Origin of the sequence: Hymenobacter swuensis DY53 (genome assembly GCF_000576555.1) — a bacterium.
In the GTDB taxonomy this organism is placed as follows: domain Bacteria; phylum Bacteroidota; class Bacteroidia; order Cytophagales; family Hymenobacteraceae; genus Hymenobacter; species Hymenobacter swuensis.
Genome location: NZ_CP007145.1, coordinates 829,319 through 845,010 on the forward strand (window position 1 = coordinate 829,319; position 15,692 = coordinate 845,010).

13 protein-coding genes are annotated in these 15,692 nt (G+C 61.6%); 10 read left to right on the forward strand and 3 right to left on the reverse strand.

What is annotated here, in order from left to right; translation table 11 throughout:
• The first annotated feature begins 65 nt into the window (after positions 1–65).
• The 7 genes from HSW_RS05065 (at position 66) to lgt (ending at position 7,237) form a co-directional block, all read left to right on the forward strand.
• On the forward strand, positions 66–302 hold the full coding sequence (locus HSW_RS05065) for an acyl carrier protein (protein WP_019948606.1): 237 nt from the start codon (positions 66–68) through the stop codon (positions 300–302).
• Positions 303–480: 178 nt separating this feature from the next.
• Positions 481–1,728, forward strand: coding sequence for a beta-ketoacyl-ACP synthase II (gene fabF, locus HSW_RS05070; protein ID WP_044001083.1), 1,248 nt, complete (start codon positions 481–483; stop codon positions 1,726–1,728).
• A gap of 123 nt (positions 1,729–1,851) precedes the next feature.
• Complete coding sequence (gene rnc / locus HSW_RS05075) at positions 1,852–2,601, forward strand: ribonuclease III (protein ID WP_044004138.1); 750 nt, start codon at positions 1,852–1,854, stop codon at positions 2,599–2,601.
• A 323-nt stretch (positions 2,602–2,924) separates the two neighbouring features.
• Complete coding sequence (gene nadE, locus HSW_RS05080; RefSeq protein WP_044001084.1) at positions 2,925–4,859, forward strand: NAD(+) synthase; 1,935 nt, start codon at positions 2,925–2,927, stop codon at positions 4,857–4,859.
• Positions 4,860–5,118: 259 nt separating this feature from the next.
• A complete protein-coding gene (locus HSW_RS05085) occupies positions 5,119–5,817 on the forward strand; it encodes a DUF433 domain-containing protein (RefSeq protein WP_155832828.1) in 699 nt (232 codons plus the stop codon).
• Complete coding sequence (locus tag HSW_RS05090; protein WP_044001085.1) at positions 5,795–6,205, forward strand: PIN-like domain-containing protein; 411 nt, start codon at positions 5,795–5,797, stop codon at positions 6,203–6,205. The genes HSW_RS05085 and HSW_RS05090 overlap by 23 nt, the downstream gene beginning before the upstream one ends.
• Before the next feature lie 33 nt (positions 6,206–6,238).
• Positions 6,239–7,237 carry a prolipoprotein diacylglyceryl transferase gene (lgt, locus tag HSW_RS22525; RefSeq protein ID WP_052346132.1) on the forward strand — a complete coding sequence of 333 codons (999 nt, stop codon included), beginning with the start codon at positions 6,239–6,241 and terminating at the stop codon, positions 7,235–7,237.
• Between the two features lie 193 nt (positions 7,238–7,430).
• Here the strand turns inward: lgt and fbaA are convergent, their stop codons facing one another.
• The 3 genes from fbaA to yidD all read right to left on the reverse strand — a co-directional run bounded on the left by fbaA (position 7,431) and on the right by yidD (position 9,997).
• On the reverse strand, positions 7,431–8,519 hold the full coding sequence (gene fbaA / locus HSW_RS05100) for a class II fructose-bisphosphate aldolase (RefSeq protein WP_044001086.1): 1,089 nt from the start codon (positions 8,517–8,519) through the stop codon (positions 7,431–7,433).
• Between the two features lie 179 nt (positions 8,520–8,698).
• Positions 8,699–9,589, reverse strand: a complete 891-nt coding sequence (locus tag HSW_RS05105; protein WP_044001087.1) for an SdiA-regulated domain-containing protein — start codon at positions 9,587–9,589, stop codon at positions 8,699–8,701.
• Between the two features lie 186 nt (positions 9,590–9,775).
• Entirely contained in the window at positions 9,776–9,997 is a 222-nt protein-coding gene (gene yidD, locus HSW_RS05110) for a membrane protein insertion efficiency factor YidD (RefSeq protein ID WP_044001088.1), read from the reverse strand.
• Positions 9,998–10,130: 133 nt separating this feature from the next.
• On the opposite strand from yidD, the gene HSW_RS05115 reads away from it, so the two are divergent.
• The 3 genes from HSW_RS05115 to HSW_RS05125 all read left to right on the forward strand — a co-directional run bounded on the left by HSW_RS05115 (position 10,131) and on the right by HSW_RS05125 (position 15,633).
• Positions 10,131–12,410 carry a S46 family peptidase gene (locus HSW_RS05115; protein ID WP_044001089.1) on the forward strand — a complete coding sequence of 760 codons (2,280 nt, stop codon included), beginning with the start codon at positions 10,131–10,133 and terminating at the stop codon, positions 12,408–12,410.
• A 239-nt stretch (positions 12,411–12,649) separates the two neighbouring features.
• Positions 12,650–13,531, forward strand: a complete 882-nt coding sequence (locus HSW_RS05120) for a hypothetical protein (protein ID WP_155832830.1) — start codon at positions 12,650–12,652, stop codon at positions 13,529–13,531.
• Positions 13,528–15,633 carry a ComEA family DNA-binding protein gene (locus tag HSW_RS05125; protein ID WP_044001091.1) on the forward strand — a complete coding sequence of 702 codons (2,106 nt, stop codon included), beginning with the start codon at positions 13,528–13,530 and terminating at the stop codon, positions 15,631–15,633. The genes HSW_RS05120 and HSW_RS05125 overlap by 4 nt, the downstream gene beginning before the upstream one ends.
• The last annotated feature ends 59 nt before the right edge of the window (positions 15,634–15,692 follow it).

Here is a 15,692-nt window from a genome sequence, read left to right on the forward strand (position 1 = left end):
GAAGTTTGACAATGTTAGCGAAGATGGTGTTATTTGTGCCGAGTTTTCCTTAAACCCCCACGGAAATGTCTGAAATTGCAGAAAAAGTAAAAGCCATCATCATCGATAAACTCGGCGTAGAGGCTTCGGAAGTAACGCCGGAGGCTTCTTTCACCAACGACCTGGGCGCTGACTCGCTCGATACCGTTGAGCTGATCATGGAATTCGAAAAAGAATTCAACGTGTCTATCCCAGACGATCAGGCTGAAAACATCGGCACCGTGGGCCAGGCTATCAGCTACCTCGAAGAGCACGCCAAGTAGTCCAGTATTGAGTAAATGGTATTGAGTAGTTAGATTCCGCTGAGCTGTCAGACATTCCGGCATACTCAATACCACTTACTCACTACCGAAGTACTACCCAAGTGCTTACCGGCCGGCCTGCCGCCGGCCGTTTTGCTTTTCCAGTGATTTCCTTTCTTTCGCTTCTCTGAGCCAGCCTATGTCTCTTCGGAGAGTTGTCGTGACCGGCCTGGGTGCCATTACCCCGCTGGGCAACACCGTACCCGCTTATTGGGAAGGCCTGCGAGCCGGCGTGAGTGGGGCCGCCCCCATCACCCGCTTCGACGCCAGCAAGTTCAAGACCCGCTTCGCCTGCGAAGTGAAGAACTACTCCCCCGACACGTACTTTCCCACCAAGGAAGGTCGGAAAATGGACATCTTCACCCAGTTTGCCCTGATTGCCGCCGATGAGGCCATTCAGGATGCCAACCTGGAGGGAGTGGACAAGGACCGGGTGGGCGTTATTTGGGGTTCCGGTATCGGGGGGCTCACGTCTCTGCAAGCCGAGTGCATTGCCTTCGCCAACGGCGACGGCACGCCCCGCTTCAACCCGTTCTTTATTCCGAAGATGATTGCCGACAGCGCGTCGGGCAACATCTCCATCCGCCACAAATTCCGGGGCCCGAACTTCGTGACCACCTCGGCCTGCGCGTCCTCTTCTGACTCCATCATCTCGGCCTTCAACTACATCCGCCTGAACATGGCCGATGTGATGGTGACTGGGGGCTCGGAGGCGGCCATCACCGAATCGGGGGTGGGCGGCTTCAATGCCCTTAAGGCCATGAGCGAGCGGAACGACGCCCCCGAGCAAGCCTCCCGCCCCTACGACAAGGAGCGTGACGGTTTTGTACTGGGGGAAGGGGCTGCCTCGCTGATTCTGGAGGAATATGAGCACGCCAAGGCGCGCGGGGCCAAAATTTACGCCGAGCTGATTGGTGGCGGTATGTCGGCCGATGCGTACCACATTACGGCCCCCGACCCCGAGGGCAACGGCGTAGTGCTGGTGATGCAGAATGCGCTGCGCGACGCCGGTATCACGCCCGCCGATGTGGACTACATCAACACCCACGGCACCAGCACCCCGCTGGGCGACGGGGCCGAGGTGAAGGCCATTCAGAAAGTATTCGGCGAAGACGCCTACAACCTGAACATCAGCTCTACCAAGAGCATGACGGGCCACCTGTTGGGGGGAGCCGGCGCCATTGAGGCCGTGGCCTGCATCCTGGCTATGCAGCATAGCTTGGTGCCGCCCACTATTAACCACTTCACCGACGACCCCGAACTGGACCCCAAGCTGAACTTCACGTTTAACAAGGCCCAGTCCCGCGAGGTGAACGTGGCCATGAGTAATACCTTCGGATTTGGCGGCCACAATACGTCGGTCATCTTCCGCAAAATCGCTTCGTAATGTGGAAAATGTGATTGAATGTGCTAAATGTGAAAAAGAGGGCTGATTTGCTGCTACGGTCAGTCCGGTAATTACATTTCGCACATTCAACACATTCAACTACATTTCTCACATTTGAAAAAAATGCCCAAGCCCGGTCAGCCCCTGCCGTTATTCGGTTTTTTTCGCCGACTGCTGGGCCGTGACCGGGCTTTTCGGCAGGCTATTGCCACGCTTACGGGCCACTCGCCCGATAACGTGCGCCTGTACCAGTTGGCCTTTACGCACTCCTCGGTGGTGCGGCAACAGGGCGAACAGGCCCGCCACCAGAGCAACGAGCGGCTGGAATTCCTCGGCGACGCGGTGCTGGGCACGGCCGTGGCGGAGTACCTGTTCCGCAAGTTTCCGTACGAGCAGGAAGGCTTTCTGACGGAGATGCGCAGTCGCATCGTGAACCGGGAAAGTCTCAACGCCATTGCCCTCAAAATCGGGCTGGATAAGCTGGTGCAGCTGGACGCCGCCCAAGGCCGGGCCGCCCGGTCGCGCTCCGTGAACGGCAACGCCCTGGAGGCACTGGTAGGGGCCGTGTACCTCGACCAAGGCTACAAAACAGCCCGCAAGTTTGTGCTCCATCGCCTCATCAAGCCCTACGTGGACGTGAAGGCCATGACCCAGACGACCACCAACTTCAAGAGCAAGCTGATTGAGTGGGCCCAGCGCAACGGCAAAAACCTGCGCTACGACCTCACCGGCGAAGCCCGCCCCGGCGGCGTGATGGAGTTTTCGGCCACGGTAGTGGTGGATGAAAACCCGGTGGCCGTCGGCATGGGCCTCTCCAAAAAACAGGCCGAGCAGCTCGCCGCCGAGCGGGCTCTGGAGACGTTGGGGGTGTAAGAATCTGGTTGATTTAGCCGTGAACGATGTAGAGATACAATATTTTGCGTCTCATCGTTGAACGGTTGGCATCAAATGGTAGCGGATTCAGCAACGACGAGACGCAAAATATTGCGTCTCTACACTGTGCCGACAGTTTCAACACTTAACTCAAACGGCTTCTAAGAAAACTGCGCCTTCTGCGTAAACCACCGCGTCCTCTTTGGGCTAACCTCGTACCAACGACGTAGTCCGCAGAGGACGCGGTGGTTTCGTAGAGGGCGCAGTGGTTACTTAATCTGGGGAAATGGAGTTGTTTTGCAGAACGAACCTTCCCCGAACCCATGCGAATAGCCGGCGCCGCCCTCAACCAGATACCCTTCGACTGGACCCATAACCTGCGCACCATTCAGGAGGCCATTACCCAGGCCAAGACCGCCGGGGTGGAGCTGCTGTGCCTGCCCGAGCTGTGCCTCACCGGCTACGGCTGCGAGGACCTGTTTCTGAGTGATTGGCTACCCGAGGCCGCGCTGGGGTATCTGCAGCAGGTGCGTCCTTGGACGGACGGGATTTGCGTGGTGGTGGGCCTGCCCATTCGCCTCAATCACCGCACCTACAACACGGCTGCCGTGCTGCGCGACGGGCAGATTCTGGGCTTCGCGGCCAAGCAGTTTCTGGCCAACGACGGCGTGCACTACGAGCCACGCTTTTTCCACCCCTGGCCAGCCGGCGAAACCACCACGGTGCAGTGGGAAGGGGAGGAGTGGACCCTGGGCGACATGATTTTCGAGCACCAGGGCGTAAAGTTCGGGTTTGAAATCTGCGAGGATGCGTGGCGGCCCGACGACGTGCGGCCCGCCTGCCGCCTCGTGGGCCGGGTAGATTTGATTGTGAACCCCTCGGCCTCGCACTTCGCCATGAGCAAGACCGACGTGCGCTACCACCTCGTCACGGAGGCCTCGCGCAACTTCCGCTGCACTTACCTCTACGCTAACCTGCTAGGCAACGAGGCCGGCCGCATGATTTACGACGGCGAAATTCTGGTGGCCCGCAACGGCCATCTGCTGCTGCGCAACCAGCTCATGAGCTTCAAGGAAGTGGACATGGAGTTTGTGGACGTGGATTTCAGCCAGCCCCTGGAGCCCGCTGCCGAAATTGCCGCCCAGCCTGTCCCCGACGAGTACCGGGAGCTGAATCAGGCCCTGAGCCTAGCCCTGTTCGACTACCTGCGCAAGGCCCGCAGCCGGGGCTTCGTGCTGAGCCTCAGCGGCGGGGCCGACTCGGTGATGTGCGCCGTGGCCGTGGCCGAGCTGGTGCGCCTGGGTACTGCCGAACTGGGTACCGCCGAGTTCATGCGGCGGGCCGGCTGCTTCACGGCCGAGGAAATTCAACAACTAGCCGGCCCCGTGGCTTCGGTGTCAGACCAGCAAGCCCCCGGACCGCAGGATGCTTCGGTATCGGACCCGGACCAACAACAAAAAACCATCAACCAAAAACTAACCAACCGGCTGCTCACCTGTGCCTACCAGGGCACCGTCAACTCCTCCGACGACACGTTCAACTCGGCCAAGGAGCTGGCCGATTCCATCGGGGCCGTGTTTTACGACTGGACCATTGACGAGGAAGTAACCGGCTACGTGGGCAAGATTGAACATGCCCTGGGCCGGGAGCTGACCTGGCAAACCGACGATTTGGCCCTGCAGAACATTCAGGCCCGGGTGCGGGCGCCCGGCATCTGGCTGCTGGCCAACGTGCAGAACTGCCTGCTGATGACGACCTCCAACCGCTCGGAGGCCAGCGTGGGCTATTGCACCATGGACGGCGACACGGCCGGTTCCATCTCGCCCATTGCCGGCGTGGACAAGGCCTTCGTGAAGCAGTGGCTGCGCTGGGCCGAAACGGAGCTAAACTACCCGGCCCTGCGCCACGTGAATAACCTGGAGCCCACCGCCGAGCTGCGCCCCCTCGAAGACAAGCAAACCGACGAGCGGGACCTGATGCCCTACCCGCTACTCAACCGCATCGAACGGTTGGCCTTCTACGACCGGCTCAGCCCTCGGCAGGTGCTGGCCACGCTGGTGCAGGAAGACCCCGTCGCCGACGCCGAGCAGCTCAAAACCTACGTAAAGCGCTTCTACTCGCTCTGGAGCCGCAACCAGTGGAAGCGCGAGCGGTACGCCCCGGCCTTCCACCTCGACGACTACAACGTGGACCCGCGCTCCTGGCTGCGTTTCCCCATCCTGAGCGGCGGCTTCACCCAGGAGCTGAATGCGCTGTAAAAACAGGCCGAAAGTACCGACCCAAGAACGTCATTCCGAGCTTGCCAAGGAATCTCGCGAGCTGATGTTGAAGTGGTAACCCAACGTCAGTACGCGAGATTCCTTGGCAAGCTCGGAATGACGTTCTGGAATAATTTAAGCAGTGGCTCTTTATTACTTCTGAAAATGCTTGTTCGCTCCCTATCTCACATGGGCAGGCTGCGAGTACCGGTTCTGCGGTAAACCCTGTACTTTCGTAGCCTCAACTCCCAACAGCACCGTGGCGGCAAGCATTCTGACTCAACTATACCAGGAACGCGAGGCCTACCGGCTGCCGGTGTACTCGGCGCGGCAGGTAGCACACCTCACGGGGCTTGCGGCCACTACGGTGCAGGCCTGGACGCGCGCCGACGATGCCCTGGTGCAGCCGGCCAGCGCCGAGGGCCTGTCGTTTCTGAACTTGGTGGAAGTACACGTGCTGGCCGCCATCCGGCACCAGCACGGTATTTCGCTGCAGCGGGTGCGCCACGCGGTGCAGTTTGTGCGCCAGGAGCTGCAGGCCGAGCACCCGCTGGCCCAACACCAGTTTGAAACCGACGGCGTGGATTTGTTTGTGCGGGCGCTGGAAGATGAAAACCTGCTCATCAATGCCTCCCGCCGCGGCCAGATGACCATTCGCCAGCTGGTGGAAGCCTATCTACGCCGCATCGAGCGGGCGCCCGACGGGTTTCCGCTGCGCCTGTTTCCGGTGTACGGCACCGGGTCGGGCTTCGCGCCGGAAGGTCTGCCCACCCTCATTGCCGTCGACCCCACCATTGCCTTCGGCCGGCCCGTGCTCACCGAAAACTACGTGCCCGTGGACGTGGTGGTGGGCCTGTACCGCGCCGGTGATTCGGTGCGCGCCATTGCCGAGGAATTCGGCCTGACTACCCGCGCCGTGGAAGAAGCAATTCGTTATGAGCTTGGAGCCGCAGCCTGACCCCGTATTTTTTCTCGACCGCACCGTGGCCACGCCGCGGGTGCAGGCCGCCCTGCGCGAGCAGCAGACGGCCTTCGTGAGCCACGCCGACCTGTTTCGCCCCGAAACGCCCGACACCGAGTGGCTGCCGGCCGTGGCGGCCCGGGGTCTGTGTGTGCTCACCCAGGAGCGCCGCATCCGCTACAACCCGCTGGAGCAGCAGGCGTTGCTGGCCAGCGGGGCGGGCACGTTTATCATTGTGGCCAAGGGCCTCACCAGCGCCGAGCTGGCGGCCTGCGTGGTGCGGGCCTTGCCGCGCCTGCACCGGTTTGCCAGCCGCACGCCGCGGCCGTTTCTGGCCAAAGTGTACGTGGATGGCAGCGTGCAGCTGCTTTCTTCTCCTTCTTAACCCTCCCCCGACGACCTTTTACTTTCCCTGCGTATGAGTTTGCTAAGTGCCATTCTTTGGAATCAAAACCCCATCATTGCTGAGCTGGGGCCCCTCACGCTGCGCTGGTACGGCCTGCTGTTCATGTCGGGCTTCGTGGTGGGTACCTTCATCCTGGGTCACGTGTACAAGTCGGAGAAGGTGTCGCCGCGCTGGGTGGATGTCATCACCATTTACGTGCTGGTGGGCACGGTGCTGGGCGCGCGCCTGGGCCACGTGTTTTTCTACGACTGGGCCCAGTACAAGGATGATTTGCTGAGCATCTTCAAGATCTGGGAAGGCGGGCTGGCCTCGCACGGGGCCACCATCGGCATCATCTTCGCCGTGTGGCTGTTCAGCCGCAACAACAAGTTCGATGTGCTCTGGACCCTCGACCGGATTGTGCTGGTAGTGGCCGTGGGCGGCGCGCTCATCCGCATCGGCAACCTGATGAACTCCGAAATTGTGGGCCAGCCCACCACCGCGCCCTGGGCCTTCGTGTTCCCCCGCGACACCGAGCACCTGCAGGAGCCGCGCCCCGACCAGCCTGTGCCCGCCGGCTCAGTGGCCGTGCAGCGCGTGCGCCCGCCCGATGGCAAGGTGGCCTACGAAACCCAGCCCGTAACGGGTAGCGTGGCCCCCGGCACCGAGGTAGCCGTGCCGCGCCACCCCACCCAGATCTACGAGTCGCTGTTCTGCGTGTTCCTGTTTGTGGTGCTGTATTCCATGTGGAACCGCACCAAGGAGCATACGCCCCGCGGCCAGCTGTTCGGGCTGTTCGTGGTGCTGCTGTTCTCGTTCCGCATTACGGTGGAGTTCTTTAAAGAAGCCCAGGTGGATTTTGAGAAGGGCATGACCCTGAATATGGGCCAGTGGCTGAGCATCCCGCTGGTGTTCATAGGCCTCTACGTGCTGTTCACGGCCCGCAACCGCCCCGGCCGCCCCCATGATGCCCCCCGCGACCTGCACGAGCAGGAAGCCCGCGAAGCCGCCCTGGCCGCTGCCAAACGGTAATTTCAACGCATACACCGCGTGTCATTCCGAGTGGAGTTAGGAATCTGAGTGAATCAGGTAAGGCTACTCACGCCGCAATCCAGATTCCTCGCTTCACTCGGAATGACAATCACGCAAAACGGCCCCGTGCTCTGGTTGAGCACGGGGCCGTTTTGTATTAGGGCGCGAACTACAAAGCTCGCGCTACAGCCACTTAGGGGCGACGGTTTACGGCGTTGAGGTCTTCGAAAGCCGATTTGAGGCGGGTTACGAAGCTTTCCTCGCCCTTACGCAGCCACACGCGCGGGTCGTAGTACTTCTTGTTGGGCGAATCCTCGCCGGTGGGGTTGCCGATCTGGCTTTGCAGGAAGCCTTCGTTCTTCTGGTAGTACCCGCGGATACCGTCCCAGAATGCCCACTGCATGTCGGTGTCGATGTTCATCTTGATGGCACCGTAGCTGATTGCCTCGCGGATTTCCTCCTGCGTGGAGCCCGAGCCGCCGTGGAATACGAAGTTGATGGGACGCTCGGCGGTGAGGCCGAATTTCTCCTTCACGAAATCCTGCGAGTTTTTCAGGATAACGGGCTGCAGCTTCACGTTGCCGGGCTTGTACACGCCGTGCACGTTGCCGAAAGCAGCGGCAATGGTGAAGCGGGGGCTCACTTTGCTCAGCTCCTCGTAGGCGTAGGCCACTTCTGAAGGCTGGGTGTAGAGCTTGCTAGAATCCACGTCCGAGTTGTCCACGCCGTCTTCCTCGCCGCCGGTTACGCCCAGCTCAATTTCCAGCGTCATGCCAATTTTGGCCATGCGCTCCAGGTACTCTTTGCAGATTTCGATGTTCTCCTCGATGGGCTCCTCCGAGAGGTCGAGCATGTGGGAGGAGTACAGGGGCTGGCCGTGCTCGGCGTAGAATTTCTCGCCGGCTTCCAGCAGGCCGTCAATCCAGGGCAGCAGCTTTTTGGCGGCGTGGTCGGTGTGCAGAATCACGGGTACGCCGTAGGCCTTGGCCATCAGGTGCACGTGGTGCGCGCCCGAAATACCGCCGGCAATGCTGGCCTGCTGCTTATCGTTGGCCAGGCCTTTGCCGGCAAAGAACTGGGCACCCCCGTTCGAGAACTGAATAATAACCGGCGAGTTCAGGTCGCGGGCGGCTTCCAGCACGGCGTTTACCGTGTCGGTGCCGGTTACGTTCACGGCGGGCAGGGCGTAGCCGTGGGCTTTAGCGTGTTCGAAAAGCTGCTGCACTTCGTCGCCGTGCAGCACGCCGGCGCGCAGGCCGGTGAGAGTGGTTTGTTCAGCCATTTGCTGGAAGATGGTGGCGCTGGTCGGGGAAAGGCCGCGCCGGGTTTCGGAATCTTAGGTCAAACATACTCAAAAGAAAAAGGTCCTGCTACACGCAAAAGCGGGCCCTTGGCGAAAATTCGCTAAGGGCCCGCTCAACGCTGCGCTTCGGTCCGCCTGCGGCTGGGCCGGCGATGGTTTTACTGGAACGAGTACGTGTAGAGCGCGCCCTGCTCGTTGCTGATGTAGAGCGTATTGTTATCGGTGAATACGGCACCCTCGGTCTGGCCGGCCCCTTTCAGGGAAATCTGGCGGGGCGTGGCCTTCAGAATTTCCTCGAAGCTGTTGCCTTCCAGCACAAACATTTCCTGGCGGGCCAGCAGCACTAGGCGGCGGCCATTGGGGCTCAGGGCGGCATCGGTTACCTGGCCGGGGATGGCCAGGCGGGTAATTTGCTGGGCGGTGTAGTTACCGGGCTGGTCGGGCACGGCATACACCTTGCTGGTTTGCTCCTGGGCGCGGTCCTTGGTGAACAGGTACACCTTGCCGGCGTGCCAGAGCGTGGCCTCGCAGTCGAAATTCCGTTCTTCCTTGGCTGGCGGGAAGTCCTTCTGGTCGGGGTATTTCAGGTGGATTTCCTGCACCTGCTGCACGTTGGCAGGGTTGAGGCGATAAATCACCAGGTCCTGGCGGCTGTTGTTGTTATTGCCCACGTCGCCGATGTACACGTGGCCGTTGGTGTCGCGGGTGATGCTTTCCCAGTCGTGGCTTTTCACCGGAATATCCAGCTGGGCCAGCGTTTTGCCGGTAGTGCTGATTTTGTAGAGGATGGGCTGGGTGCCGTCGTCGCCGTGGGTGAAGAACGAGCCGGCCTCGCCGGTCAGGGCCAGGCCCGAACTTTCCGGCACACCGCTCATGGTGCCCACTTCCGTCAGGTTGGCAATGGCAGCGGCTCCTTTACTGCCTTTCTTCCCCTTCTTCTTGCCCGATTTTTCTTCCTTCGGTTTACCGCCGGTTTCCTGGGTCTGGGCTTCGGAGCAGCTGCTCAGCAACGTGCCGGCCAAAGCGGCGGCAAAAAACAATACGCGCATACAAGGCTTCGTCAATCTGAAAAAAAGCTGCCCGGCCAAGGCCGCAGCAGCAACAGAATGCCTTATACGGGGAAAGTGAGTTAGTGAATTGGTGATTGAGTGATTTAGTGAATCGGTGAGTTTGATGTTCTGGCGAAGCTGCTTGTGCAGGTTGAACATCAAAACTCACTAAATCACCAAATCACCTTACGGTACCGGGTCGTAGCCGTGGCCGCCCCAGGGGTGGCAGCGGCCGATGCGGCGCAGGGCCAGACGGCCGCCGCGCCAGGGGCCGTACTTGGTGACGGCCTCCACGGCGTAGGCCGAGCAGGTGGGCACGTAGCGGCAACTGGCCGGCGTGAGGGGCGAAATCAGGCGGCGGTACACCCAGAGCAGGCCCAGCATCAGCTGGCGGAACAGGTAGGTCATGATGGCGGCAAAGATCGGGAAAGTACGGGTCAGGGCCGGCCGATGAGCAGCGCAGGTAGAGCAGAACACGGAAACGCCCGGATTTGTACCTTCGCCGACAGATCCTCATTTCCCCAAACCCACCCACCAGACCATGCAAAAACAACACTGGGCCAAGGCCCTGCTGCTGACGCTGCTGCTGCCCCTGGCCGCCCACGCCGACGAAGGCATGTGGCTGCCGCTGTTCGTGAAGCGCCTCAACCAGGCCGACATGCAGAAGAAAGGCCTCAAGCTCACCGCCGAGGAAATTTACGACGTCAACAATGCCAGCCTTAAGGATGCCGTAGTGCAGCTGGGCGGCTTCTGCACCGGTGAGTTTGTGAGCAGCCAAGGCCTGCTGCTGACTAACCACCACTGCGGCTACGACGCCATCCAGAGCCACAGCACCCCCGAAAACAACATCCTGCAGAACGGCTTCTACGCCGCCACCAAGCGCGACGAGAAGAAGAACCCGGGCCTGTTCGTGGATATTCTGGTGCGCATGGAGGACGTGACCGGCAAGGTGCTGGAAGGCATTACGGCCACCACGCCCGAGCAGGAGCGTATGGCTACCATCCAGAAGCGCCAGCGCGAAATGGCCGATAATGCCAAGGAAAACGGCAAATACGTGGCCTATGTGCGCGACATGTTCGGGGGCAACGAGTACTACCTGTTCATTTATCAGCGCTTCGGCGACGTGCGTCTAGTAGGGGCTCCGCCAGAAGCTGTGGGCAAATTCGGGGGCGACACCGACAACTGGATGTGGCCCCGCCACACCGGCGACTTCTCGATGTTCCGGGTGTACGCCGATAAAAACAACCAGCCCACCGCCACGCCCCAGGAAGGCAACGTGCCCTACGTGCCCAAAAAGCACCTGCCCGTAGCTATGCAGGGCATCAATGAGGGCGACTTCGCCATGGTGTTCGGCTTTCCCGGCCGCACCCAGCGCTTCCTGCCCGCCGCCGGCCTCCAGCTGACGCTCGACCAGACCAACCCCGCCCGCATCAAGCTGCGCGATACCCGCCTGAAGCTCTGGAAAGAGGATATGGACCAGGACGCGGCCTTGCGCCTGAAGTACGCCTCCAAATACGCCAACATTGCCAACTACTGGAAGTACTTCATTGGCCAGAATGAAGGTATGAAGCGGCTGAAAACCGTGGACGCCAAGAAGGCCGAGGAAAACGCCCTGATGCAGTGGATTGCCCAGGATCAGACCCGCGCCCAGCAGTACGGCGAGGCTCTGAACACCATCAACCAGGCTTACGCCGGCATCCGCCAGTTCAACCTCAGCACGCAGTACGTGAACGAGGGCGCCTTCGGCACCGAAATCGTGACGCTGGCCGCCCGCATGATGCCGCTGGCAACGGCCCTGAAAGCCGGCGACAAAGCCGGTATCGACAAAGCCGTGGCCGAGTTGCAGGAGCCCGTGGCCGACTACTTCAAGGACTACAGCGCCCCCACCGACAAAAAGGTGTTTGCCGCCCTCATGGGCCTGTACATGCAGGACGTGCCCAAAGACCAGCAGCCCAACGTGTTCCAGACGGTGCAGCAGCAATACGGCGGCTCGATGACGAAGTACGCCGACTACGTGTTCAGCAACTCCTTCCTGACTTCCGAAGCCAAAGTGAAAGCCTTCCTGGCCGCGCCCACCCTGGCCAAGCTGGAAGCCGACCCGGGCTACAAAACGTACCAGTCGGTGTACTCGAACTACGTGCAGAACATTGTGCCCAAGCTGCAGGGGCTGCAGGCCGGCCTGGGCCGCGCCAACCGCCAGTACGTGGCCGCCCTGCGCGAGAAGAACAGCACCAAAGTGTACTCGCCCGATGCCAACTCCACCATCCGGCTGAGCTACGGCACGGTGCGCCCCTACCAGGGCCGCGACGCGGTAGCCTACGACTTCAAAACCACGGCCCAGGGCATTCTGGAGAAGGAAGACGCCACCAACCCCGAGTTTGTGGTGCCGCAGAAAGAGCTGGAACTGCTCAAAATGAAGGATTACGGCCGCTTCGCCGACAAGCAGGGCAACCTGCCCGTGGCCTTCATCACCGATAACGACATCACCGGCGGCAACTCCGGCTCGCCCGTTATCAACGGCCGCGGTGAGCTAATTGGGCTGGCCTTCGATGGCAACTGGGAAGCCATGACCGGCGACCTGGCCTACGACCCCGACCTGAAGCGCTGCATCAACGCCGACATACGCTATGTGCTCTGGTGCATCGAGAAGCTGGGCGGTGCCAAGCACATCGTGGATGAAATGACGCTGGTCAACAACGGCCCCAACCCCGGCGTCGGCCCCGCCACCGGTGCTGACATGAGCGACGTGGAAAAGATGAAGGTGAAAACCGACAAAGGCAAAACCAAAATCAAGCGCAAAAAGGAAGCGGCCATGCTGTAAGCCCCGTCTTTGTCATTCCGAGCAGAGCGAGGAATCTGAGTGCAACATCCGGTGAATTGTCGCGGATTCCTCGCTCCACTCGGAATAAAAAACCCTGAAAAAAGACCCGATGCCAGTTGGCACCGGGTCTTTTTTTTTGACCCGGTGGGAAGGTATTGTACGGTTCAGTTGGAGTAGCTATTTTCCAGCAATAGAATCCTTTATCCTTCTCTATGCTGAAACGTTACCTACTATCAGGAGTGCTTATTGCTCTTGCCGCTACTGCCCACGCCCAGGGCAACGGCCCCGGTTTGTGGGGTGCCCGCGCCGCCGGCTTGGGCCACATCGGGAGCGTGCTGGAACAGGACGGCTGGGCCGGTGCCGCCAATGCCGCCGCCCTGGGCGCCCTGAGTCGGCCCACGGTAGGCGTGGGGGCCGAAAATCGTTACCTGCTGCCCGTGCTGAATACGGTTTCTCTCATGGTTGCCATGCCCATTGGGTACCGTGCCCCACAGCCGGCTGCGGCGGTGACGGGCGTGTCGGCGGCGGTGGCGGCAGTGGAAGCGCCGCGTTATGGGGTAATCGGTTTCACGGCCCAGCGGTTTGGTGGCAAGCTGTACTCCGAGCAGCGGCTGGGACTGGGCTACGGCTACCAGTTGGGTACCGTGCGGGTAGGGGCACGGGTGGAAGTGCTGCAAACCAGCTTCGAGGGGCTGGGAAGCCGGCGGGTGGTGGCCGCGTCGTTGGGCGGGCAGGCCGATATCATTCCGCGCAAGCTCACCTTCGGGGCCACCCTGTACAACCTCAACCAGGCCCGCCTCTACGAGTATCAGGATGAACGTCTGCCCACCGTGCTGCGGGCCGGTCTGGCCTGGCGCGCCTCCGAAAAAGTGCTGCTGCTGGCCGAAACCGAAAAGGACGTGGAGCAGGACGCCGATTTTAAGGCGGGCCTGGAGTACCGGCCGGTGCCAGTGCTGGCCGTGCGGGCGGGCCTGGCTTCGCTCACCAGTCAGCTGACGGGCGGAGTAGGGCTGAAAATCGGGGCGTTGCAGGTAGACTACGCCGCCGTCTGGCACGAAACGCTGGGCCTGAGTCAGCAGCTGAGCGTGGCCTACGTGTGGGCGAAACCCGCGCTACCATGAGCCGCCACTGCGTGCTGACAGGGGCGTTGCTGCTGGCTGTCGGGGCCGCGCAGGCCCAGGAGTACCCGCGCCCCGCCGTACCCGACCTCGACCGGCTCACCCAGGAGCTGTTTGCCGAAATTCAGAGCGAGCAGGTGCCCTACGAGGACCTCTACGAAACGCTACTGCAATATTACCAGACGCCGCTCAACCTGAATACCGCCACGCGCGAGGACCTGCGTGGCCTGCTGCTGCTCTCCGAAACCCAGATTACCAATCTGCTGGAACACCGCCAGCGGAATGGCGTGCTGCTGAGCCTGTACGAACTGCAAAGTATTCCTGGCTTCGAGCTGCGCACAATTTACCGGGTGGCGCCCTTCGTGGCGGTACTGACCCTTGACCCCAACGCCGCCCGTGGGCCGTTGTGGCAGCGTGTGTGGCAGGAAGACAACAACGCCCTGTTTCTGCGCTACGAGCGCACAGTGCAGGGCCGCCCCGGCTACCTCCCGCCCGATACCACCAGCACCGGCGCGCCCGCCTCGCGCTACCTGGGCTCCCCCGATAAGCTGCTGGTGCGCTACCGCGTAAGCCGCAGCAAGGATTTTAGTCTGGGCTTCACGGCCGAAAAGGACGCCGGCGAGCAGTTTGCCTGGGACCCTGCCCGCCGCCGCTACGGGGCGGATTTCTACTCCGGCCACTTTATGGTGCAGGAGCGAGGCCGGCTCAAAACCCTAGCCCTGGGCGACTACCAGCTGCAATTCGGGCAGGGGCTGTTGCTGTCCTCGGGGCTGGCGGTGGGCAAGGGGGCCGAAACCATTACCACCCTGCGCCGCAGCTCGGTGGGCGTACGGCCGTATTCCTCGGTGCTGGAAAGCACGTTTTTCCGGGGCGCGGCGGCTACGGTGGCCGTAACCAGCACCGTGCGGGCCACGGCTTTCGTTTCGCGCAAGCGGGTGGACGCCTCCGTACAAACCGCCCGCGACTCCCTGGCCGATTTCAGCGAGTTTACCTCGGGCCTGCTGCTGACGGGCTTCCACCGCACGCCCACCGAGCTGGCCAACCGCCAGGCCCTGCGCGAGACTGTGCTGGGCGGCAACGTCAGCTACGCCAGCCGCGGCGGCGACCTGCAGGCTGGTCTCACGGCGGTAAATACCCAATTCAACAAGCCCTTGCTGCGCCGCGACGAGCCCTACAACGCCTTCGAACTGCGGGGCCGCCGCAACCTGGCCCTGAGTGCGCACTACAGCTACGTGTGGCGCAACCTGCTGCTGTTCGGCGAAACGGCCCGCAGCAGCGGCGGCGGCTTGGGTACTGTGAACGGCTTGCTGGCCAGCCTCGCGCCCAACGTGGATATATCGGCCCTGTACCGGCATTACGCCCGCGACTTCCACACCATCTACGGGAATGCCCTGAGCGAAAACACCCGTAACATCAATGAAAGCGGGCTGTACCTGGGGCTGAAGTTGCGGCCCGCCGCGCGGTGGGAGGTGTCGGCATACTATGACCGGTTCCGGTTTCCGTGGCTGCGGTACCAGGCCGGCGCGCCCGGCGCGGGCCACGACTGGCTGGTGCGGCTCACCTTCAGTCCTACCAAAACCAGCCTGCTCTACGCACAACTGCGGCAGCGCACCAAACCCTACGACGCCGATACGCTGCGCCCTATGCCGCTGCCGGTTCCCACCCAGCGCCGAAGTTTGCTGCTGTTCTACGATGCCAGCCCCACGCCGGGCCTGAGTTTGCGCACCCGGGTGCAGGGCACCGCCTACCGCGAAGATGGCGGCCCCGCCCGCCACGGCTACGTGCTGGCTCAGGACGTAACGGTGCAGCCACTGCGCCATCTGCGCCTCTTGGCCCGCTATGCTCTTTTCGACACCGACGATTATGATACCCGCCAGTACGTGTTCGAGCAAGATGTGCTGTATGCGTTTTCGGTGCCGGTGCTCTACGGCCAGGGCACCCGCGCCTACGTGCTGGCGCAGGTCGAAGTCAACCGCCACCTTACGCTCTGGCTGCGCTACGCCGATACGCACTACCGCCACCAAACCACCGTCGGCTCCGGCCTGGAGGAGATTCAGGGTGCCCGCCGCTCCGATGTGAAAGCCCAGCTGCGGTACCGGTTCTAAACTTGAAAAAAGAGTCAACGCATACAAGCAAAAAGCCAGTTCCTGAATCAGGAACTGGC